We start from the raw sequence: 21,281 nt of genomic DNA on the forward strand, positions 1-21,281 counted from the left end.
CGGATGGGAGTTCTGGGGATCGGCTTCGATCTCGTGACGGTGTCGGAGTTCGCCGAGCAGCTGGACCGGCCAGGGACGGCCATGCTCGACAACTTCACACCGGGCGAGCGTCGGGACGCCGTGACCCGGAGCTCCGATCCGGCTAGACATTTCGCCGCCCGGTGGGCTGCGAAGGAGGCAGTGATCAAGGCCTGGTCCACGTCTCTCTTCGCCAGCCCGCCGGTGCTGCCCGAGATGATCCACCACCTGATCGAGGTGGTGACGGATGCGTGGGGGCGACCGAGTATCCGCTTACGCGGGGACGTCGCCAAGCATCTGACCGATGTGAAGATTCACATCTCGCTCACCCACGACGGAGACATGGCCGGCGCGTTCGCCGTCATCGAATCCGTGTAGGCGCCTCCGGCGCTCGTGCGCCTTTCTGGTAGCCCCGGCAACCGGAAGGGCGCACGAGTGCGTAGCGCCTACGTGGTGCGCGATTCCTTTTCGGCGACCAGCAGGTACGCCACCATCAGCCGTTTCAGTTCGGCGACGGCGTCCGCGTGGCTCTGATTGTCCTGCACCGAGAAGTTGAGCATCGAGTACACGACGTGGACGAGCACCTCGGCCATCATCGTGCGCCGCTCCCGCGACGTCTGCGGGGTGAGAGGCGCCAGCATCCGCGAGACCTGCTCCGCGAACGCCTTCTCGTGGATGGCGCCGGTGGCGCGCGTCGAGGGCGTCGACTGCATCGCCAGCCACACCTCGCGCCTCGACGGATCAGACGTCCACAGCCCGGCCATGTGGTCGACGAACGAATTGAGGAACCGCAGCCAGTCGAGGGACGGGACCTCGCCGTTGAACTGGGCGATCTCGTGCTGCACGCCGACGAGGTCCTGCCGGTTGAGCTCGCAGACGATCACGTATTTGTTCGCGAAGAACTGGTAGAGCGTGCCGATCGGGACGTCCGCGCGGGCGGCGACCTCCTCGCACGTGAACGATTCGAATCCCACGTCCACCAGCAACTCCCGCGATGCCGTGAGCAGTGCGTCGAACTTGCGGCGGCTACGTTCCTGGGTCGGACGTCTGCGCGGCAGGAGTTCCTGCGGGTCCGACTGCAGCTCCAACGCCGGATCCACACGGCGCGGCGCTTGCTTGCTGACTGAAGACTCCACCGCCCCAGGCTATCCGTCTTTCGTCCGGATTCCGAAGATCCCTCCCGGTGACGCGTCGGGTTTCACCTGGGCGGGAGAGACTCAGCGGGCCGTCTTGCGGGTGAACGATGTGATCGCCCACACAGCGCCGACGGCGGCGATTCCGGCGCACCACGACACCGCGGGTAACGCCGTGTCGCCGACGGGTGTGCCCAGCAGCAGGCCACGGACCGTTTCGATCACCGGCGTGACGGGCTGGTTCTCGGCGAAACCGTGCAACCAGCTCGGCATGGTGTCGGTGGGAACGAATGCGCTGCTGACGTATGGCAGGAACAGGAGGAGGAACGTGAATCCGTTGGCGGCTTCCTCGCTGTCGGCGACGAGTCCGAGCGCGGCGGCGAGCCAGGAGATCGCGAGGATGAACAGCGCGATGAGCGCGAGCGCGCCGAGCCACTGCATCGGTCCCGCCGTGGGGCGGAATCCCATGATCACGGCGACGCCGATCACGACGAGCGACGTGACGAGGTTCCGTGCGGCGCTCGACACAACATGACCGAAGAGGAAGGCCGAGCGCGCGACCGGCATGGACCGGAAACGGTCGACGATGCCGTGCACCATGTCTCCGGTGACGCTCACCGCGGTCTGCGAGGAACCGAAACCGGCGCAGAGCAGGATTATTCCGGGCACCACGTAGTCGAGGTACCCGGTCCGGGTCTGCATGGCCCCGCCGAAGACGTACACGAACAACAGCAGCAGCATCACCGGAAGAGCGACGCCCATGATCATCGTCTCGGGAGTGCGGAGCATGCGGGTGAGGCTGCGACCGGTCATGGCCGCGGCGTCGTCCACGGCGGACCGTATGCCGGTGGTCATCGGGCTGTCGCCTCGTTCCGGATCGGGGACGCCTTCGACGTGTCGGTGAGCGCGAAGAAGACGTCGTCGAGATCGGGGGCGTGGAGCGAGAGCGTGTCGACGGTGACACTCTGGTCGTCGATCCGTCCGAGAAGAGACTTCAATTGGCCGATGCTCCCGTCGGTGGGAACCTGGATCGCCAGACGCTCGGTGTCGAGGACGGCGTCGCCGAAGGCGCGCGCGACGTGGTGCAGTTCGGACGGCTGCGTGAGCGTCAGCTCGAGGTGGCCGCCGGGAACGAGGCGTTTCAGTTCGGCGGGGGTGCCCTCGGCGACGACCCCGCCTCCGTGGAGGACGGCGACCCGGTCTGCCAGGCGGTCGGCTTCCTCGAGGTACTGGGTGGTGAGAAAGACGGTGACGCCGTCGTCGACGAGGCGCCGGACCATCTCCCACATGCTCTGACGGCTGCGCGGGTCGAGTCCGGTGGTCGGTTCGTCCAGGAAGATGATGTCGGGGCCGGAGATCAGGCTCATCGCCAGGTCGAGGCGCCTGGTCATGCCTCCCGAGTACGTTCCCGCGCGGCGGGCTCCCGCGTCCACCAGGTCGAACCGTTCGAGCAGTTCGCGCGTGCGTGTCCGGCCGTCCGCCCGGCCGAGGTGGCTCAGCCGGGCCATGAGCCGGAGATTCTCCTCGCCGGTCAGGAGGTCGTCGACCGCCGCGTACTGCCCGGTGAGGCTGATCTTTCGCCGGACTCCCTGCGGGTCGCGACGGAGGTCGTGGCCGGCGACGGTCACCGTGCCCGCATCCGGCGGTGTCAGCGTGGACAGGATGCGGACCATCGTCGTCTTACCCGCCCCGTTGGCGCCGAGGAGGGCGAACACGCTGCCGCGTGGCACGTCGAGGTCGATGCCGTTCAGGACGGCGACGTTTCCGTAGTTCTTGCGCAATCCCCGGACAGAGATGGCCGACTCCGAAAACTGTGTATCTCGTATACTCATGGTGTGCAGCGTACGCAGTTTTAGGATGAGCGCAAGACCCCGAGGAAGTGGACCCGTGCATGCCCCCATCGAACGACCTTCCCGACGACCGCTCCACCGCCACTCTGCCCAAGGCGGTCCGGCTGGCATGGGGGATCGAGGAACCGGGGACTCGCGGACCGCGGAAAGGGCTCAGCCTCGAACGGGTCGTCGATGCGGCCATCGAGGTGGCGGACGCCGAAGGTCTCGCGGGCCTGTCCATGAGCCGGGTCGCGAAGCAGCTCGGGTTCACCACGATGTCGCTGTACCGGTACGTCGACAGCAAGGACGATCTGGTGGAGCTGATGGCCGATCGGGCCATCGGTCAGCCCAGCGGGCTCGTCGTATCGGGTGGATGGCGGGACCGGCTCGAATCCTGGGCGCTGGGCGAGTACCGGGCGGTCCGGGCGCACGCGTGGTGGCCGGAGGTGACCATCTCCGCTCCTCCGACGGGCCCCAACAATCTCGCGTGGCTGGAAGCCGGTCTGCAGTCGCTGGCCGACACCGGCCTGAGCGAGGACCGGAAGCTGCAAGTGGTGCTGAACGTTTCGCTGTTCGTGATCGGGCGGGCGCGGTTCGCGCTGGACCTGGAACGGTCGGCGAAGGCGGAGCAGGTCGACTACGCCCGGCTGCTCCCGCTACTGCTCGACGAGAAGCGGTTTCCCGCACTGCGGGCGGCGATCGAGGGGGGTGCGTTCGATGCCGGTGACGAAGATGACGCGCACTGGCTCGAACACGACTTCCGGTTCGGCCTCGACCGGATGCTCGACGGCATCGAACGGCTCACGGGCGGCTGACGAGACACAGCCGCCCGTCGCGCCGATCAGACGGACAGGTCCCGCCGCAGTTTCGCGACGTGGCCGGTGGCCCGGACGTTGTACTGGGCCACCTCGATCTTCCCGTCCTCGTCGACGAGGAACGTGGAGCGGATGACGCCCTGCACCGTCTTGCCGTACATCTTCTTCTCGCCGAACGCGCCCCACGCTTCGAGGGTGGTCTTCTCGGGGTCGGACAGGAGCGGGAACGTCAGTTCCTCGTTTTCGCGGAACTTGGCGAGCTTGGCCGGCTTGTCGGGGGAGATGCCGATCACGTCCAGTCCTGCGCCGTTGAGGTCGGCGAGATTGTCGCGGAAGTCGCAGGCCTGTTTGGTGCAGCCCGGCGTGCTCGCCGCCGGGTAGAAGTACACGACGACCTTGCGGCCGCGGAAGTCGGCGAGCGACACGTCATTGCCGTCGGCGTCGGGCAGCGTGAAGGCGGGGGCGGTGTCTCCAGGGGCGAGTCTGCTGTTGTCGGTCACGAGAAGTCAGGCTACCGGGCAGGGGCGACAGTGGGCCGAAGGGCGATTGGGGGAGACGGCGACTGGGAAGACGGGGTCGCAGGCCGGGAGTTCTCGTCTACGGTTGACACAAGTGTGGGAACGCCGCGGTAGCGTCGCTCTCGCTGATCGAACCAGTCGAACAAGTTGGAGGACACGTGCCCAGGGACACCGAGAGCATCGAGCGTGAGATCGAGAACGCGCGTAATCAGCTCGCGAGCACTCTCGACGAATTGACGGTCCGCACCAACCCGAAGCGGCTCGTGGAGAACACGAAGCGGACGCTGATCGCGAAGCTGAACGAGCCGGCGGTCAAGTACGGACTGATCGCCGTGGGTGCGGTGGCAGGGCTCCTGGTGCTCCGCAAAGCGTTGCGCTGAACGACCCCCCGTGACAACGGGCCGTCGGAGGTGAAGTTCGCAGTGACTTCACGTTCCGGCGGCCCGTTCGTCATCTGACCGCCCGCACGGTCCGGTGAGATGGTGACAACGAAAAAGGCCCCCATCCTCGTGAGAGGATGGGGGCCTTCGTGCAAGTGCGCCCACAGGGACTCGAACCCCGGACCCAGTGATTAAGAGTCACTTGCTCTACCAACTGAGCTATAGGCGCTCGCTCTTGCGAGACAGAACATTAGCGGGTCGCTTCTCGGGAATGCAAATCGCCTGGTCGCGACTCCTCGTGACGACCCCATCCGCAGGGGGTGCGTAACAAGAGCGCCGCTGGTCACGATTGATATTCGAACGTTATTGAGCGGCCCGGCGCTTGGTTGGAACCGGTCTCCAGTGGCTGGCATCATTGGAGACCACACGGTCTCGACGTGCCGATTCGTCTTGCGAAGGCGAGGGACGTGCCGGCTTGAACGTGAATTCGGAGCGAGGACGTGAAGTGGGGTTATCCATGGGTGTGGGGCGTGGCGGGCGCATGCGGGCGCAATCGGTGGGATCCGTCTCGAAGACGGCGACGATTGTGGCGGCATCACTCGTATTCGCATTGTCGATCGCAGGGTGCACCGTCTCCGGTGCCGACAGCGTCACGGAAGGTGAGGCGCCGATCGATTCCAATCCGGTCACCGAACTCATCAAGCCGAAGCTGACGGCGTCGGCCGTCGATGGTGCAGTGGGATTCTCGCCGGGACAGCCGGTGACGGTGACAGTGGCCGACGGCACGCTGGCGAAGGTCACCATGCTCAACCCGGAGGGTGAACCGGTCGACGGCGCCATCGCCCCCGACGGGTTGTCCTGGGTCAACACGGAGCCGCTGGGCTACGACAAGGAGTACCGGCTCGAGGTGAAGGCGAACGGGCTCGGTGGCGGCACCGTCTCGACGTCCGAATTCACCACCAGCGCGCCCGGAAACGTCACCAAGCCGTACGTCATGCCGTCCGAGGGCGACGTGGTGGGCATCGGTCAGCCGATCGCCGTCCAGTTCGACGAGAACATCCCCGACCGCAAGTCGGCGGAGTCGGCGATCACGGTCACGACCAATCCGCCCGTCGAGGGCGCGTTCTACTGGGTGAACAACCGCGAGGTGCGGTGGCGTCCGCAGAACTACTGGGCACCCGGCACCGCCGTGGACGTCAAGGTCGCCGTGTACGGACGTGATCTCGGTGACGGACTGTTCGGCCAGGAGGACGTCCACACGGCCTTCACCATCGGCGACGCCGTGATCGCGACGGCGGACGACAACACCAAACAGGTGACGTTCGAGCGCAACGGCGAAGTGATCATGACGATGCCCACGTCGATGGGTAAGGACGACACACCCACCGACAACGGCGTCTACATCATCGGCGACCGGTTCGCGAACCTTGTCATGGACTCGTCCACGTACGGTGTGCCCGTCAACTCCCCGCAGGGATACAAGACTCCCGTCGACTGGGCCACACGAATGTCGTACAGCGGCATCTTCTTCCACTCGGCGCCGTGGTCGGTGGGGCAGCAGGGCTACTCGAACGCGAGCCACGGCTGCCTGAACCTCAGCCCGTCCAACGCGAAGTGGGTGTACGACAACACGAAGCGCGGCGACATCGTCGTCGTCAAGAACACGCTGGGCGGCACCCTGTCGGGCACGGACGGCCTCGGGGACTGGAACATCCCGTGGGATGTCTGGAAGGCCGGCAACGCCAACGCCTGAGCGGGCGTCAGACCAATCGCAAAGAGGAAAGCCCCCGGCCGAGGCCGGGGGCTTTCCGTGTGGGGTGAGTGACGGGACTCGAACCCGCGACACCCAGGATCACAACCTGGTGCTCTACCAGCTGAACTACACCCACCATTGCGCTTCTGTCACCGCCCGGGGGCAGTAACTTCGGCGAGGAAGATATTAGCGCGTTCGATGCGCAAAACGCCAATCGGTATCTCAGGCGGGTCCGAGTTCCTCGACGACTGCGGCGATGTCGCTGGTAGACGGCCCTGGTTCGGCCGCGAACGCCGTCTTCCGGTAGTACTTCAACTCCCGGATCGACTCCTTGATGTCGGCCAGGGCGCGGTGGGCGAGACCTTTTTCGGGCTGACCGAAGTAGATCCGCGGGTACCACCGGCGGCACAGTTCCTTGATGGAGCTGACGTCGATCATGCGGTAGTGCAGGTAGGTGTCGAGGTCCGGCATGTCGCGGGCGATGAACCCACGGTCGGTGGCGATCGAGTTGCCGGCGAGCGGCGCCGTCCCGGCGACCGGCACGTGCTCGCGAATGTAGGCGAGCACCTGCTGCTCGGCCTCGGCGAGTGTGACCGTGGACTTCCGGACCTCGTCGGTCAGTCCCGAGTTCTCGTGCATCTTGGTCACCACGTCGGGCATGGCCGCGAGCGCGTCGTCGTCGGCGTGGATGACGATGTCGACACCCTCACCGAGCACGTTCAGCTCGCTGTCCGTGACCAGAGCTGCGATCTCGATCAGCTTGTCGGTGCCGAGGCGGAGCCCGGTCATTTCACAATCGATCCACACAAGTTTGTCCTGCACCAGGAACACAGTAGTCAAGTGGGTGACGGGATATGGTTTGCGGTGGACACTTTCTCCCGACGTGCGTGATCCGAGGAGGGCTTCGATGACCCAGCAATCGCAGGACGGCGGCGCGACCTCGACTCCGGCGGAAAGGGCAGCGGCGGCGCGGGCGGCAGCCGCCGAAGCGGCCAGGGTCGCGGCGGAGGCCGCAGCCGCTGCGGAGGCGGCGGAGAAGGAAGCCCGGGACGCGGAGGCTGAGGAGAATCGCGCTCCTGCAGGTGCCGCGGCCCCCTCCGGTGCCGCCGCGGACATCGCGGCCGGATACGCGTCGGAGGGTGCGGCTCTGGAGCTGGGGACCGTGGTTCTGGGCGGCGCCGTGGATCGGACGGCCCGGGTGCGTATCCCTCTCGCGACGATCAACCGGCACGGACTCGTCGCCGGCGCCACCGGGACGGGAAAGACGAAGACGCTGCAGGGTATTGCCGAGCAGTTGTCGGCTGCAGGGGTTCCCGTGGTGATGGCCGACGTGAAGGGCGACCTGTCGGGTCTGTCACAGCCGGGCAAGGCCACCGGCAAGATCACCGCCCGGGCGGCCGAGACCGGCGACGACCAGTGGCGGCCCGCGGGATCCCCCGTCGAATTCCTCTCGCTGGGAACGGAAGGCCTGGGTATCCCCGTCCGCGCGACCATCACCGCGTTCGGGCCGATCCTGCTCGCCAAGGTGCTCGGGCTCAACGAGACTCAGGAGTCCACGCTGGGGCTGATCTTCCACTGGGCCGACGTCCAGGGGCTCGCGCTGCTCGATCTGAAGGATCTGCGATCGGTCATCGCGCACCTCACCAGCGACGAGGGCAAGGCCGATCTGAAGGGCATCGGCGGCGTATCCCCGGCCACGGCCGGTGTGATCCTCAGGGCCCTCGTCAATCTCGAAGCCGACGGCGGCGACACGTTCTTCGGGGAACCCGAACTCGAGACCGAGGATCTGCTCCGGGTGATCGACGGCACGGGTGTGATCACGTTGTTCGAGTTGGGTGCCCAGGCCGCGCGCCCGGCACTGTTCTCCACCTTCCTGATGTGGGTGCTGGCGGATCTGTTCCAGACCCTGCCCGAGGAAGGCGATCTCGACAAACCCAAGCTCGTCTTCATCTTCGACGAGGCACACCTGCTGTTCGCGGACGCGTCGAAAGCGTTCCTGCAGCAGGTGGAACAGACCGTGAAGCTCATCCGCTCCAAGGGCGTGGGGGTGTTCTTCTGCACACAGTTGCCGACGGACGTCCCGAACGCGGTGCTGTCGCAACTCGGTGCCCGAATCCAGCACGCGCTGCGCGCATTCACGCCCGACGACCAGAAGGCGCTGACCAAAACGGTACGGACGTACCCGACCACCGGAAACTACGACCTCGAGAAGGCCCTCACGTCATTGGGCATCGGCGAGGCGATCGTGACGGTCCTGTCGGAACGGGGCGCGCCGACACCGGTGGCATGGACGAGGATTCGGCCTCCCCGTTCGCTGATGGACACCATCGGCAACGACGCGATCACGGCTGCGGCGTCGTCGAGCCCGCTGTATGCGAAGTACGGGCAGACTGTCGACCGGGAGTCGGCGTACGAGAAGCTGACGGCCAAGGTCGCCGGGGCGCCGGCCGCGGGCCCGGGCCTCGACCTGCCCCCGCTGCCCGACTTGCCGCCGCCGGCGCCCACACAGCCGGAGGAGCCGAACATGGCCGAGCAGATCCTCGGGAACTCCGCGGTGAAGAGCTTCCTCCGCTCGGCCGCGTCGGCCGCAGGCCGCGAGATCTCCCGCAGCATCTTCGGCACGGGGCGACGACGCAAGCGCTAGAAACGCTGGGCGAATGTACCTTTCAGCGCCTCGGCAGCGGTGAACGGTACATTCACCCGACGGTCAACTGCCCAGCTTCTTGTAGAACGTCCCGACGATCGGTGCGACCACCGCGCGCGGGCTGTACTGCCCGGCAACGGACATCGCCTTGCTGATGATGCCGGGCACGACGCGCATCTTGTTGTCGGCCAGGCCGTCGAGCGACACCTTGGCGGTGTATTCGCTGGAGATCCACAGGAAGTCGGGAACCAGCCTGTCCACGATCGACGCATCCGCCGGATCGGGCTCCTCGGTGCGCACCGGGCCGGGGGCCAGCAGGGTGACGTTCACTCCCGTCCCCTTGAGTTCGCCGCGCAGCGATTCGGAGAACGTGTTGACGAACGCCTTGCTGGCGGCGTAGGTGGCGTTGTGCGGGATGGGCATGTTGCCCGCCGCCGAGCCGACCATGAGGATCGCCCCGGACCCGCGTTCGATCATCCCGGGCAGCACCGCGAGGGTGAGGTCGTGCACCGCAACGGCGTTGAGTTCCACCTGGGCCCGCTCGTACGCGGGGTCGAGTCCGGCGACGGGCCCGAACGTGGAGATACCCGCGTTGTTGCACAGGACGCTGACCTCACGGCCCGCCAGTTCGGTGACGAGTGCGGCCCGCGCGTCCCGATCGGACAGGTCGCACGCGCGCACGTCGACCTCGACGCCGTACTGGTCGCGAAGGGTCCCGGCGAGTGACTCCATCACCTCGCCGCGTCGCGCGACGAGGATCAGGGAGTGGCCCCGGGAGGCCAGATCGGCGGCCAGCGCCTCGCCGATTCCGGACGAGGCGCCGGTCACGACGGCGCGGGCACTGGGGGTGGGGTTCGGCAAGCTCACGGTCAGCAGCGTAGTGCGTCAGATGCGGGCCGCGAGCCGGGTGCCCTGCTCGATGGCGCGCTTGGCGTCGAGTTCGGCGGCGACGTCCGCGCCCCCGATGACGTGGGTGGTGACGCCGGCGACGGTCAGGTCGTCGACGAGGTCACGCACCGATTCCTGGCCCGCGCAGATCACGACGTTGTCGACGGCGAGGGTGCGGGGCTTCTCCCGCTTGGCGCCGAACGTGATGTGCAGGCCGTCGTCGTCGATGCGCTCGTAGTTGACCCCGGACAGTTCCTGGACGCCCTTGCTCTTCAGCGCCGCACGGTGGACCCAGCCGGTGGTCTTCGCGAGTCCTGCGCCGATCCGGCCGCTCTTGCGTTGCAGCAGGTACACCTCACGCGGCGACGGTTCGGGAATGGGTGTGGTGAGCGCGCCCGCCGCGGCCTCGGGTTCGGTGACACCCCACTCCTGCTTCCATTCCTTCAGATCGAGAGTCGGGGAGTACTCGTGGGTGAGGAACTCACTGACGTCGACGCCGATCCCGCCGGCCCCGATCACCGCGACCGACCGTCCGACGGGCTTGCCGCCCCGGACGACCTCCGGATACGTGAGCACCTTCGGATGGTCGATCCCCGGAATCGACGGGACGCGGGGCGTCACACCGGTCGCGACGATCACCTCGTCGTACGTGCCGACCAGCTCGGCCGCGGTGACGCGGGTGTCGAGCCGGACGTCGACATCGGCGAGCGGCAGCTGGCGGGTGTAGTACCGAATGGTCTCCGCGAACTCCTCCTTGCCGGGAATCTTGCGGGCGATGCCGAACTGGCCGCCGATCTCCGAATCCGCCTCGAACAGGGTCACCGAGTGGCCGCGCTGGGCCAGCCCGAGCGCCGCGGACAGTCCCGCGGGGCCTGCGCCGACGACGGCGACCCGCTTCGCGGTCCGGGTGGGGGAGAGTGTCAGTTCCGTCTCCCTGCCTGCCCGCGGATTCAGCAGGCACGACACGTGCTTGCGGACGAAGGCGTGGTCGAGGCACGCCTGGTTGCACGCGATGCACGTGTTGATCTCGTCGGGGGTGCCCGCCTCCGCCTTCCGCACCCAGTCGGGGTCGGCGAGCATCGGGCGTGCCATCGAGATCAGCTGTGCGTCACCGCGGGTCAGGATCTCCTCGGCGACCTCGGGCATGTTGATCCGGTTCGACGCGGCCACGGGGATCGTCACGTGCTTCTCGAGTTTGCCGGTGATGTCGGCGAACGCGGCCCGCGGTACCGACGTCACGATCGTGGGGACACGCGATTCGTGCCAGCCGATGTCGGTGTTGATGATGGTTGCGCCCGCCGCCTCCACTTCCTGTGCCAGCGCGACGATCTCGTCCCAGGTCTGACCGCCTTCCACGAGGTCGGCCATCGACAGGCGGAAGATGATGATGAAGTCCGGGCCGACCGCCTTGCGCGTGCGGCGGACGATCTCGACGGCCATCCGGCGGCGGTTCTCGGGAGTCCCACCCCACTCGTCGGTGCGCTTGTTGGTGCGCTCGCACAGGAACTGGTTGACGAAGTAGCCTTCACCGCCCATGATCTCGACGCCGTCGTAATTCGCCTGCTGCGCGAGCCGTGCGCAGCGAACGAAGTTGCGGATCTGCCAGCGGACGCCCCGGCCCGTGAGTTTGCGGGGCCGGAACGGGTTGATCGGGGCCTTGATCGACGAGGCGGAGACACTGAACGGCTGGTAGCTGTACCGGCCGGCGTGCAGGATCTGCAGGGCGATTTTGCCGCCTTCGTCGTGCACCGCCGTCGTGATCGCGCGGTGCCTGCGGGCCTCGACACGGTTGGTGAGCTTCGCGCCGAACGGCAACAGCCAGCCCGTCCGGTTGGGCGCGTAACCGCCGGTGACGATCAGCGCGACCCCTCCGCGGGCGCGCTCGGCGAAGTACTCCGCCAGCCGGGGGACGTCCTTGGCGCGGTCCTCGAGTCCGGTGTGGATGGAGCCCATGATCACCCGGTTCTTCAGCGTCGTGAAGCCGAGGTCGAGAGGGGCGAGCAGCTGGGGAAACTGTGTCATTGGCGGCGTGTCCTTATCGTGAGAGCGCGTCGAGTACTTCTTGACACCAGTCGGCGAACCCCTCCTCGACGCGGATTCCGCCGCGCAGGACGAGGTACTGGTGCAGGGCTGCGCCGGAGAGCTGGTCCGGTGCGGGAAAGTCGCGTTTTTCGATCATGCGGTAGACCTCGAGCCGGGCGGCGTGGCCGTCGCGGTGGCGGGCGACCTCGGCCGTGAGTGCGGCGACGTCACCGTGTCGAGCGGCGCGGATCTTCACTGCCAGCTCGTTGCGCAGGTGGTTGGGCTCGGTGGGTTCGGCGATCCATCGCGCGAGTTCCGCGCTTCCGGCCGCACTGACCCGGTACACCTTCTTGTCGGGTCGGCCGTCCTGCGCCACCACCTCGGCGTCGACCCATCCCGCCTCGTCCATGCGTTTGAGGACGCGGTAGATCTGCTGGTGGGTGGCGCTCTGGAAGAAGCCGATGGACTTGTCGAACCGGCGCGCCAATTCGTAACCCGAGCCGGAGTGCTCGGTCAGGGAGACGAGAAGCGCATGTTCGAGTGCCACGAACCGAAGTATGTATGCAACGAGGTGCGTATGCAACTGAGTGCACACTAAGTTCTTCCGTCCGAACGGGACGCTCGTCGCGTCAGACCGCACGAACTCTCCGTTCACTCGCATAGGCTCGCGGGCATGAGCACCGACGTTCGTCCGCCGGCCGGGATCGGCGAGGCCGCGACGCGCAGGCAGGTTGTCGCGTGGGGGCTGTGGGACTGGGGTTCGGCGGCCTTCAACGCCGTGATCCTCACGTTCGTCTTCTCCGTGTACCTGACGGACGCCGTGGGTGAGGACCTGCCGGGGTCGATCTCCGCGAGCACGTGGCTGGGATGGTCGCTCGGCATCGCGGGCTTCCTCATCGCCGTGCTCGCCCCCGTCACCGGTCAGCGATTCGACGCCGCGGGACGACGCAAATGGGCGCTCGGCGTCCTCACCTTCGCGACGGTCGGGTGCATGGCGGCGATGTTCCTCGTCCGCGACTCCTATCAGTACCTGTGGCTCGGGCTGGTGCTGCTCGCTGCAGGTTCGGTGATCTTCGAACTGGCCGGCGTCCCGTACAACGCGATGCTCAGGCAGGTGTCCACGCCGGCGAACATCGGCCGGGTGTCCGGGTTCGGCTGGGCGATGGGCTATTTCGGTGGGATCGTGCTCCTGCTGCTGTGCTACTTCGGATTCATCGCCGGTGACGGTGACACTCGCGGATTCCTCGGACTCACCACCGACGGCGGCCTGAACATCCGGATGGTCGCGCTGCTGGCCGCCGTCTGGTTCGCGGTCTTCGCTATTCCCGTCCTGCTGAAGGTCCCCGAGCTGGCCCGTCCGCACGCAGACCCGGGCGCGGACAAGGCCGGCTTCCTCGAGTCGTACCGGGTGCTGTGGCGTGATCTGCGCGACCTCTGGGCCGCCGACCGGCGCACCGTGTACTTCCTGGTGGCGAGCGCGCTGTTCCGCGACGGACTGGCCGGTGTCTTCACCTTCGGCGCAGTCCTCGCCGTCAACGTCTACGGCATCAGCACGGGTGACGTGCTGCTGTTCGGCGTCGCGGCCAATGTCGTCTCCGCGCTCGGCGCGCTCACCGCAGGCCGGTTCGACGACCGGATCGGCCCGAAGACCGTGATCATGGCGTCCCTGATCGCGATGATCGTCGTCGGTGTCGTCCTCACGGCGGTGTCGGGACCGGTCATGTTCTGGATCTTCGGACTGCTGCTGTGCCTGTTCGTCGGTCCCGCACAGTCGTCGGCGCGCACATTCCTGGCCCGGATCACACCGCCCGGCCGGGAGGGCCAGATGTTCGGTCTCTACGCGACCACCGGTCGCGCGGTGTCGTTCCTCTCGCCCACCCTGTTCGGGTTGTTCGCCTGGTGGTTCGCGGCGGATCGGGCCGGAATCATCGGCCTGGTGATCGTGCTCGGGATCGGGCTCGCCGCGCTGACGGTGGTGAAGGCGCCCGAGCGCGACTAGCGCCGCGCGCGATTGTCGTCGATCCGGAGCTTCTCCGGAAATAGCCGCCGCTGCGTCAGCCAGCCCGCTGCCGCCACGACGATCCAGATCAGTGTGGCGAAGAACTGCTGGGTGCCCTCGTTCGGATCCTCCAAGAAACCCAGCGGGGGGACGGCGAGGCCGAGTCCGGTCAGCACCAAGCTGGCGCCGCCGAGTGCGGTGAGCCACAGCAGCGCCCGCGCCCGGTACCGGTCGGCGACGAACCCGCAGGCGACGGCGAGCGCGACGATCACGCTTCCGCTCAGGATCCAGCTGGCGTCATCCGGTTGCAGAACGCGACTGAGCTTCGCTCCGATCACCGCGCCCGCGATGATTCCGATGAAGAATGCGGCGAACTTGAAGACCAGAGTGGTGGCCGCCCACACCACGACCGCACCGATCGCCGCGACCAGGAACGTCGTTCCGAGCGACAGCGACAGCAGGTCGGACACGAGCCAGCCGAGGCCGAATCCGGAGGCGAGAACGGCGACGTGCAGTGAACCGACACCGGCGAAGCACAGAACCGCGCCGACCAGAAGGATTGCGATGCCACTCATGGTGCCCTCCCAGGGTGCACGAGACGAGTAGTGCCATCACACCAGACGTGTCGCCGCCGGGGGAGGGGAACTGCCGATTATCCAGCCGCCCGAGCGCGATCGAGGATCGCCTTCGCGAGTGCCTCCGGGCACTCCTCGGGGATCCAGTGCGTGGCGCCGTCCAGGACGACGAACTCGTAGGGCGCATCGACGAACTCGCCACACTTCTCCGCACCCGCACGCCCGAGCTCGAGGTCGCCGGTGCTCCAGACATACGTCGTGGGGACCGTGACGGCTGGGGTGGCCTCGAAGTCCTTCGTCATCGCCCGGTACCAGTTCAGCGCGGCCGTCAGTGTGCCCGGTTCACTCAGAAGTCCCACGTGCTCGTTTACGAGTTCGGAGCTCACGACGTCCCCGAACACCGCGCGCAGTCGCTGGGCGTCGTCGCGGAGTAGGACGTGCTCGGCCTTGCCCTCCGTCCGCAGGAACTGGATGTACGACGATCGCTGTTGCTGGTCGGCGTCCTCGCGTAGCGCCCAGCCGAAGGCCGCGGGATGGGGAACCGACGCCGTTGTCAGCGACCTGACGCGACCCGGGTGGCGGGCCGCCACGCACCAAGCCACGATGGATCCCCAGTCGTGGCCGACGAGATGCACGGTGTCGATGTCGAGGGCGTCGAGCAGCCCTACGACGTCGGCGACGAGGTGGTCGATCCGGTAGGACTCGACACCGTCGGGGCGCGCACCGCGCGAATAGCCGCGCTGATTCGGCGCGTAGGTCCGCAGGCCCGCGTCGTTCAGGAGGGTCGCGACCCGTGACCACGACGCCGCGCTCTCCGGGTATCCGTGCAGCAACAGGACGGCGTCGCCGTCGGTCGGGCCACCGACCGTGACGTCGAAGGTGAGCGGCCCTACCGGGACGTGGGTGTGCTCGAGGAGAGTCGACATGCCCCCACCGTACGGCGGGCGACCTACTTCTTTCCGGGATTCCACCCGCTCATGCCGAGCATGATCAGGCGCAGTTGACGCTCGGCGCGCGCGACGACCTCGGCCTCGCTTCGGCTTCCGGGACGATCGGCCTCGAGGAGATCGACGACGACGGCGAACATGGTGGACACGATGAGGTCGGCCGCCATCTCCAGGTCGTCGTGGTCCCAGGTCTGCAGGCCGTCGATGCGGGACAGATCGACCGTGAGTTCGCTGACGAACAGCTTCATCTCGGTCGCGATCGCACGGCGAATTTCCGGGACACCGCCGTAGCGTTCGCGGCTGAGGAACCGGAACTGCGCCTCGTGGGTGCGGACCTGCCGCACGAGGATGTCGAGCGACGCGCCTGCACTCTTTGTGCTCGGGGTGCGGCGGGCGTCGCGCAGCATCTGCCGCAGAATCCGCATGCCCTCCTCGACGAGCACCACGCCGAGTTCCTCGATGGACGCGAAATGGCGGTAGAACGCGGTGGGCACGATTCCCGCGGTGCGGGCGATCTCGCGCAGGCTCACGCCGGCGAAACTGCGGTCCGACATCAGTTCGAGCGTGCCGTCGAGGAGGGCCTTCCTCGTGCGCTCCTTCCGCGCTGCCCTGCTCTCGGGTTCGGCGCCGGTCGACTGACTCACGGCAGTGAGTGTATTCGCGGGGGAGAGCACCGCCACCACCTCCGGGTGTTCGCGTTCGTCGTCCGGCATGCGCATCCGATCCCCGCCTCGAGTGTGCGTGCGGTCACATTGCGATTGACAAGTTCCTGTCTCCCTCTGTCACACTATTGTCAGTGTACAACCGTGCACTCAAATGGAGGAGGCTGACGTGTCAGTTGCCCACACCAGTGGTCCGGCGGAGGGACGCAGGTTCTCGCTGCTGTCGTTGTTCGAGGCGATGGCCACTCCGCACCAGCTCGACCGCTACCTCGAACTCGTCACGCCGATGGTCACCGTGCGCGACCTTCGCGCCGAAGTCGTCGAGGTCCGGCGGTCCACGGCCGACACCGTCACTCTCACGCTGCGCCCCACCCGCCAGTGGCGTGGATTCCGCGCGGGGCAGTTCGTGCAGGTGGGGGTCGTGATCGACGGGGTTCGGCACACCCGCTGCTACTCGCCTGCCAATGCGCAGTCGTCCACCGACGGACACGTCGAGTTGACGATCAAGGCGCATCCCGACGGGCTCGTCTCGCAGTACCTGCACGCGCAGGCGCGCCCCGGACTCGTGCTCGACCTGTCTCAGGCCGCGGGCGAATTCACCCTTCCGTCTCCTCGTCCGCGCCGGCTGCTGCTGGTGAGCGGAGGCAGCGGAATCACCCCGGTTCTGTCGATGCTGCGCACCCTCGTCGACGAGGAGCACGTCGGAAGCATCACTTTTCTGCACTACGCGTACACCGAAAACGATGTCGCGTACCTAGACGAGTTGCGCGCACTCGCGGACGCGAACGCCAACGTCTCCCTCGTACTGGCGTACACCGATCAGGAGGCCGGCGGGCACCTGCACGGGTTCTTCGGTCAGGAGCACCTCGACGCGGTGGCGCCCTGGTACGCCGACGCCGAAACGTTCCTGTGCGGCCCGCCCGGACTGATGCGTGGCGTCCGGGAGGTGTACCGCGAACTCGGCATCGAGGACCGTCTGCGCACCGAGGAGTTCGCTCCCGCCGCAGCCCCGGTGGAGGGGGAGGCCGGCGGCGCGGTGTCCTTCACCGCCAGCGGCGTCACCGCGGACAACTCCGGTGCGACACTGCTCGAACAGGCGGAAGCCGCCGGACTCCATCCGGAGTACGGCTGCCGGATGGGCATCTGCTTCTCCTGCACCACGGTGAAGACATCGGGGTGCACCAGGAACGTCCGCACCGGCGATACCGACACCGACCCGGACAAGGCGATCCAACTGTGCGTCTCGGTTCCGGTGGGCGACGTCGCCCTCGACATCTGACTTTCACGACATCAACGTTTGGAGACCGACATGTTTGGACTCTCACTCTCGTTCCTCCCGTTCGTCGGCGGCACCGACGGTTCCCGTAACGCCGCCCCGGTGGTGCTCAGCCACGACCAGGTCGAAGAGATCGGCAGGGAACTGGACGCCCTCCGCGACCGGACGGTTGCGGACCTCGGCGCCGAGGACCGCGAATACATCTACAAGATCATCAAGGCGCAGCGGGGATTCGAGGTCGCAGGCCGCGGTCTGATGTATCTCGGCTTCTTCCCGCCGGCCTGGATCGCCGGCGTCGGCGCCCTCGGCGTGTCGAAGATTCTCGACAACATGGAGATCGGCCACAACGTCATGCACGGTCAGTACGACTGGATGCGTGAACCGGGCCTGAACTCCCGGGTGTTCGAATGGGACACCGTCTGCCCTGCCGATCAGTGGAAGCATTCCCACAACTACATGCACCACACGTACACCAACATCCTCGGCCGGGACCGGGACATCGGCTACGGCATCCTGCGGATCGACGAGGCGCAGAAATGGAACCCCTACTACCTGGGGAACCCGGTCTACGCCTTCTTCCTGATGATGCTTTTCGAGTGGGGCGTCATGATGCACGACCTGGAAGCGGAGAACGTGATCCAGGGCAAGCGCAAGTGGCACGACGTCAAGCCGCTGCTGAGGGGCTGGTGGCGCAAGGCCGGCCGGCAGGTGCTCAAGGACTACGTGATCTTTCCCGCGCTCACCGGGCCGCTGTTCGTCCCGACACTGCTCGGCAACGTGACCGCCAACCTGATCCGCAACGTGTGGGCCTACTCGATCATCTTCTGCGGCCATTTCCCCACCGGCGTGCAGAGTTTCACCGAGGACGAGACCGCGGAGGAAACCCGCGGCGAGTGGTACGTCCGGCAGATGCTCGGCAGCGCGAACATCGAAGGGAGCCCGCTGTTCCACATCATGTCGGGCAACCTGTCGCACCAGATCGAGCACCATCTGTTCCCGGACCTGCCTGCCCACCGGTATCCGGAGATGGCACCCGTCGTGAAGGCGCTGTGCGAGAAGCACGGGTTGCCGTACAACACCGGTGGCTTCTTCAAGCAGATCGGCTCCGTGTGGGGGAAGATCTTCACGTTCGCACTGCCGCCCGGTCTCGTCTCGTCCGACACCCCTCCCGGTGTTATCGTCGAGCGGCAGAAGACTGCAGCCTGAGAGGCGAAAACACATGGTGGGGAAGTTCGAGCGGCGCAAGGACACCGTGCAGGAACTGACGGAGTCCGCGGCCACGCACGTGGGCAAGATCGCGACGATCATCGCGGGCGCCGTCCGGGACGTCACCCGGGAGATCGGCGACTGGGTATCCGACGGAATCGAAATGCGCGAGGCCGCGAAGAAGGCCCGCGAAGACGAGGGCGAGGGCGAGACGGTCGACTGAGTAACCGGCCGGCGCGTATCGACCCAGGGTAGAGATCGGGCCGCCGGGGGTGCGTTCATGGCACCCTCGGCGGCCTTTCTGCGGGCGGGGCTGAGGCCGATGCTGGTTGCAGCACGAAAACCGCCCCCCGAAAGGAACCCATGTCTCCCACCACGATCTCCACCACGGCGCGCATCGCCGTCGCCGGATTTGCGGCCCTTGCCATTTCGCTGACCGGTGCCGCAGGTATGGCCTCGGCCAAGCCGATCTGCGAGACCGGCTGTTCCCAGCCCCTGCCCAACAAGAACCCCAGGCCCGACGTCAAGCAGATGTGCTGGGTCGAATGGGGTCAGACACAGTGTCAGGTGAGCTGACGCGCCCGTGCTGTCGGAGCGTGGGGCGTGGCGTCGACGGCCAGGCCCTGACCCTACGTTGCTTCTAGATGACGCCCAGCGAGATCATGGCGTCGGCGACCTTCACGAAACCGGCGATGTTCGCGCCGTGCACGTAGTCGCCCGGCATGCCGTACTCGGCGGCCGTGGCGACAGTCCGTTCGTGGATGCCGCGCATGATCCCGGCCAACCGCTCGTCGGTGTACTCGAAGCCCCACGAGTCGCGGGATGCGTTCTGCTGCATCTCGAGTGCCGACGTCGCGACCCCGCCCGCGTTGGCCGCCTTGCCCGGCGCGAATGCCACGGCGGCATCGCGGAACACCTGGACGCCCTGCGGGGTGGTGGGCATGTTCGCGCCCTCCGCCACCGCCTGCACACCATTCGTGACCAGGGTCTTGGCTGCTGATTCGTCGAGTTCGTTCTGGGTGGCGCAGGGGAGCGCGACGTCGCACGGCACATCCCAGATGGAACCGTTCGGCACGAACCGGGCGTGCGGCACGGTGTCCGCGTATTCGCTGATCCGTCCCCGCCGCACCTCCTTGATCTCTTTCAGGAGGTCGAGGTCGATGCCCTTCTCGTCGACGACGTATCCCGCGGAATCGGAGGCTGCGATCGCGATTCCGCCGAGTTGGTGCACCTTCTCGATCGCGTAGATCGCGACGTTCCCGGAACCGGAGACGACGACGGTCTTGCCGTCGAGTGAACTGTTCGCGGTCTTCAGCATCTCGGCGACGAAGTAGGCGACGCCGTACCCCGTGGCCTCCCGACGCACCTGCGAGCCGCCCCAGGTGAGTCCCTTGCCGGTGAGAACGCCCGACTCGTACGAGTTGGTGAGGCGTTTGTACTGGCCGAACAGGTAGCCGATCTCGCGACCGCCGACCCCGATGTCACCTGCGGGGACGTCGGTGTATTCCCCGATGTGGCGATGCAGTTCGGTCATGAACGACTGGCAGAAGCGCATGACCTCGGCTTCGGAACGGCCCTTGGGGTCGAAGTCGGAGCCGCCTTTGCCGCCGCCGATCGGAAGCCCGGTGAGGGCGTTCTTGAAGATCTGCTCGAACCCGAGGAACTTCACGATTCCCAGGTTCACGCTGGGGTGAAACCGCAGCCCACCCTTGTAGGGGCCGAGCACGCTGTTGTACTGCACGCGGAAACCGCGGTTCACGTGCACGTTGCCGGAATCGTCGACCCACGGCACCCGGAAGATGATCTGACGTTCGGGCTCGCACAGCCGCTCGATCAGTCCGGAATCGGCGTAGTGCGGACGGTGCTCGAGCACGACCTGGAGCGATTCGAAGACCTCCGCGGCGGCCTGGTGGAACTCGGGTTCTCCGGCGTTCCGCAGACGGACCTGCTCGTAGATCTCTGCTACCCGGTCGCGCGTTGACACAGACCACCCCTGCCTTACGTGTGAGGACTTCTTTACCTGACGTTTACATCGGAAACTATAGACCGGTGTCAGGACGTCCTGTATCGGGCCGTGCCGGCAGCTCAGGATTCTCGTCGCGGTGCGCGGGAATGCATTGCGACAGCGGTGTTCTCGACCGCTTCGCCGCAGTGCGCGCAGCGGTGTTCCAGTTCCAGCGAGTGCCCGCACTCGTGCACGAGCACCGACGGAGCCTCGTCGACGGCCCATTTGCTGCCCCACTGGAACAGGGAGAGCAGCAGTGGCCGCAGGTCCTCGCCCGCGGGGGTGAGGTGGTACTCGAAGCGCGGTGGATGCTCGGAGTACTGCCTGCGTTCGATGACGCCGACCTCCTCCAGCTTGCGCAGCCGTGCGGTGAGGATGTCGCGCGAGACGCCGATGTAGCCTGCGATCCGGTCGAAGCGGTGCACCCCGTAGGACAGTTCCCGGATCACCAGCATCGACCAGCGGTCGCCGATCAACTCCATGGTGGCGGCGATGGCGCAGGGCCTCGGCGTCAGGGGCATGCGGTCCATGACGATCTCGGGTGTTGCTGGCTTGGTGTCGCCGTTGCTCATGCTTTCCATCATAGAGGGTTGCGTTTTCCAACTGAT

23 protein-coding genes and 2 tRNA genes are annotated in these 21,281 nt (G+C 66.7%); 10 read left to right on the forward strand and 15 right to left on the reverse strand.

The features are described from left to right. Window positions 1-3: 3 nt before the first annotated feature. Window positions 4-396: a holo-ACP synthase AcpS gene (acpS, locus tag BLV94_RS40140; protein ID WP_009474123.1), complete on the forward strand. Its 393-nt coding sequence runs from the start codon at window positions 4-6 to the stop codon at window positions 394-396. A 68-nt stretch (window positions 397-464) separates the two neighbouring features. Here acpS and BLV94_RS40145 read toward each other — a convergent pair whose 3' ends face one another. The 3 genes from BLV94_RS40145 to BLV94_RS40155 all read right to left on the reverse strand — a co-directional run bounded on the left by BLV94_RS40145 (window position 465) and on the right by BLV94_RS40155 (window position 2,983). Continuing rightward, window positions 465-1,154: a TetR family transcriptional regulator gene (locus BLV94_RS40145; protein WP_072947030.1), complete on the reverse strand. Its 690-nt coding sequence runs from the start codon at window positions 1,152-1,154 to the stop codon at window positions 465-467. A gap of 81 nt (window positions 1,155-1,235) precedes the next feature. Next, entirely contained in the window at window positions 1,236-2,006 is a 771-nt protein-coding gene (locus tag BLV94_RS40150) for an ABC transporter permease (RefSeq protein ID WP_072947032.1), read from the reverse strand. Continuing rightward, window positions 2,003-2,983 carry an ATP-binding cassette domain-containing protein gene (locus BLV94_RS40155; RefSeq protein WP_072947034.1) on the reverse strand — a complete coding sequence of 327 codons (981 nt, stop codon included), beginning with the start codon at window positions 2,981-2,983 and terminating at the stop codon, window positions 2,003-2,005. Before BLV94_RS40155 ends, BLV94_RS40150 begins: the two co-directional genes overlap by 4 nt. A 59-nt stretch (window positions 2,984-3,042) precedes the next feature. Between BLV94_RS40155 and BLV94_RS40160 the strand changes: the two genes are divergently transcribed. Continuing rightward, window positions 3,043-3,798, forward strand: a complete 756-nt coding sequence (locus BLV94_RS40160) for a TetR/AcrR family transcriptional regulator (RefSeq protein ID WP_072947036.1) — start codon at window positions 3,043-3,045, stop codon at window positions 3,796-3,798. A 26-nt stretch (window positions 3,799-3,824) separates the two neighbouring features. On the opposite strand, the gene bcp is transcribed toward BLV94_RS40160, so the two are convergent. Next, a complete protein-coding gene (gene bcp / locus BLV94_RS40165; protein WP_072947038.1) occupies window positions 3,825-4,298 on the reverse strand; it encodes a thioredoxin-dependent thiol peroxidase in 474 nt (157 codons plus the stop codon). A gap of 176 nt (window positions 4,299-4,474) precedes the next feature. Between bcp and BLV94_RS40170 the strand changes: the two genes are divergently transcribed. Then, window positions 4,475-4,696 (forward strand): DUF3618 domain-containing protein, encoded by a 222-nt coding sequence (locus BLV94_RS40170; protein ID WP_037236402.1) that lies wholly within the window; start codon window positions 4,475-4,477, stop codon window positions 4,694-4,696. Window positions 4,697-4,852: 156 nt separating this feature from the next. On the opposite strand, the gene BLV94_RS40175 is transcribed toward BLV94_RS40170, so the two are convergent. Further along, a tRNA-Lys gene (locus BLV94_RS40175) sits at window positions 4,853-4,925 on the reverse strand. Window positions 4,926-5,213: 288 nt separating this feature from the next. On the opposite strand from BLV94_RS40175, the gene BLV94_RS40180 reads away from it, so the two are divergent. Further along, window positions 5,214-6,449: a L,D-transpeptidase gene (locus BLV94_RS40180; protein WP_083395821.1), complete on the forward strand. Its 1,236-nt coding sequence runs from the start codon at window positions 5,214-5,216 to the stop codon at window positions 6,447-6,449. Window positions 6,450-6,509: 60 nt separating this feature from the next. Here BLV94_RS40180 and BLV94_RS40185 read toward each other — a convergent pair. Then, window positions 6,510-6,585, reverse strand: a tRNA-His gene (locus BLV94_RS40185). A gap of 86 nt (window positions 6,586-6,671) precedes the next feature. After that, complete coding sequence (orn, locus tag BLV94_RS40190; protein WP_072947105.1) at window positions 6,672-7,271, reverse strand: oligoribonuclease; 600 nt, start codon at window positions 7,269-7,271, stop codon at window positions 6,672-6,674. 85 nt (window positions 7,272-7,356) lie between these two features. Between orn and BLV94_RS40195 the strand changes: the two genes are divergently transcribed. Next, window positions 7,357-9,093 (forward strand): helicase HerA-like domain-containing protein, encoded by a 1,737-nt coding sequence (locus BLV94_RS40195; protein WP_072947041.1) that lies wholly within the window; start codon window positions 7,357-7,359, stop codon window positions 9,091-9,093. Between the two features lie 63 nt (window positions 9,094-9,156). Here BLV94_RS40195 and cmrA read toward each other — a convergent pair whose 3' ends face one another. From cmrA to BLV94_RS40210, 3 genes are read right to left on the reverse strand one after another with little or no spacing between them, the layout of a single operon-like run. Next, complete coding sequence (cmrA, locus tag BLV94_RS40200; protein ID WP_072947043.1) at window positions 9,157-9,960, reverse strand: mycolate reductase; 804 nt, start codon at window positions 9,958-9,960, stop codon at window positions 9,157-9,159. Window positions 9,961-9,978: 18 nt separating this feature from the next. Further along, a complete protein-coding gene (locus tag BLV94_RS40205) occupies window positions 9,979-12,003 on the reverse strand; it encodes an NADPH-dependent 2,4-dienoyl-CoA reductase (RefSeq protein WP_072947045.1) in 2,025 nt (674 codons plus the stop codon). A gap of 13 nt (window positions 12,004-12,016) precedes the next feature. After that, window positions 12,017-12,550 carry a PadR family transcriptional regulator gene (locus tag BLV94_RS40210; RefSeq protein ID WP_072947106.1) on the reverse strand — a complete coding sequence of 178 codons (534 nt, stop codon included), beginning with the start codon at window positions 12,548-12,550 and terminating at the stop codon, window positions 12,017-12,019. A gap of 126 nt (window positions 12,551-12,676) precedes the next feature. Between BLV94_RS40210 and BLV94_RS40215 the strand changes: the two genes are divergently transcribed. Next, entirely contained in the window at window positions 12,677-14,002 is a 1,326-nt protein-coding gene (locus tag BLV94_RS40215) for an MFS transporter (protein WP_072947047.1), read from the forward strand. Here BLV94_RS40215 and BLV94_RS40220 read toward each other — a convergent pair. The 3 genes from BLV94_RS40220 to BLV94_RS40230 all read right to left on the reverse strand — a co-directional run bounded on the left by BLV94_RS40220 (window position 13,999) and on the right by BLV94_RS40230 (window position 16,237). Further along, window positions 13,999-14,577 (reverse strand): DUF4203 domain-containing protein, encoded by a 579-nt coding sequence (locus BLV94_RS40220; protein ID WP_072947049.1) that lies wholly within the window; start codon window positions 14,575-14,577, stop codon window positions 13,999-14,001. The genes BLV94_RS40215 and BLV94_RS40220 overlap by 4 nt on opposite strands. Window positions 14,578-14,654: 77 nt before the next feature. Then, the gene (locus tag BLV94_RS40225; protein ID WP_072947051.1) at window positions 14,655-15,503 is read right to left on the reverse strand and encodes an alpha/beta fold hydrolase; all 849 of its coding nucleotides are present in this window, start codon (window positions 15,501-15,503) and stop codon (window positions 14,655-14,657) included. Between the two features lie 23 nt (window positions 15,504-15,526). Next, window positions 15,527-16,237 (reverse strand): TetR family transcriptional regulator, encoded by a 711-nt coding sequence (locus BLV94_RS40230; protein ID WP_072947107.1) that lies wholly within the window; start codon window positions 16,235-16,237, stop codon window positions 15,527-15,529. Window positions 16,238-16,355: 118 nt separating this feature from the next. Here BLV94_RS40230 and BLV94_RS40235 point away from each other — a divergent pair, with 118 nt between their 5' ends. The 4 genes from BLV94_RS40235 (at window position 16,356) to BLV94_RS40250 (ending at window position 19,244) form a co-directional block, all read left to right on the forward strand. Beyond that, entirely contained in the window at window positions 16,356-17,465 is a 1,110-nt protein-coding gene (locus tag BLV94_RS40235; protein WP_083395962.1) for a ferredoxin reductase, read from the forward strand. Between the two features lie 30 nt (window positions 17,466-17,495). Then, window positions 17,496-18,668 carry a fatty acid desaturase family protein gene (locus BLV94_RS40240; RefSeq protein WP_072947053.1) on the forward strand — a complete coding sequence of 391 codons (1,173 nt, stop codon included), beginning with the start codon at window positions 17,496-17,498 and terminating at the stop codon, window positions 18,666-18,668. Window positions 18,669-18,681: 13 nt separating this feature from the next. After that, window positions 18,682-18,891, forward strand: coding sequence for a hypothetical protein (locus tag BLV94_RS40245; protein ID WP_072947054.1), 210 nt, complete (start codon window positions 18,682-18,684; stop codon window positions 18,889-18,891). A gap of 140 nt (window positions 18,892-19,031) precedes the next feature. Further along, window positions 19,032-19,244 carry a hypothetical protein gene (locus tag BLV94_RS40250; RefSeq protein ID WP_072947055.1) on the forward strand — a complete coding sequence of 71 codons (213 nt, stop codon included), beginning with the start codon at window positions 19,032-19,034 and terminating at the stop codon, window positions 19,242-19,244. A gap of 64 nt (window positions 19,245-19,308) precedes the next feature. On the opposite strand, the gene gdhA is transcribed toward BLV94_RS40250, so the two are convergent. Continuing rightward, window positions 19,309-20,652: an NADP-specific glutamate dehydrogenase gene (gdhA, locus tag BLV94_RS40255; protein ID WP_072947056.1), complete on the reverse strand. Its 1,344-nt coding sequence runs from the start codon at window positions 20,650-20,652 to the stop codon at window positions 19,309-19,311. A 101-nt stretch (window positions 20,653-20,753) separates the two neighbouring features. Then, window positions 20,754-21,257: a winged helix-turn-helix transcriptional regulator gene (locus BLV94_RS40260; protein ID WP_072947057.1), complete on the reverse strand. Its 504-nt coding sequence runs from the start codon at window positions 21,255-21,257 to the stop codon at window positions 20,754-20,756. Window positions 21,258-21,281: the final 24 nt, after the last annotated feature.

This window comes from Rhodococcus koreensis (assembly GCF_900105905.1).
Classification (GTDB): Bacteria; Actinomycetota; Actinomycetes; order Mycobacteriales; family Mycobacteriaceae; genus Rhodococcus_F; species Rhodococcus_F koreensis.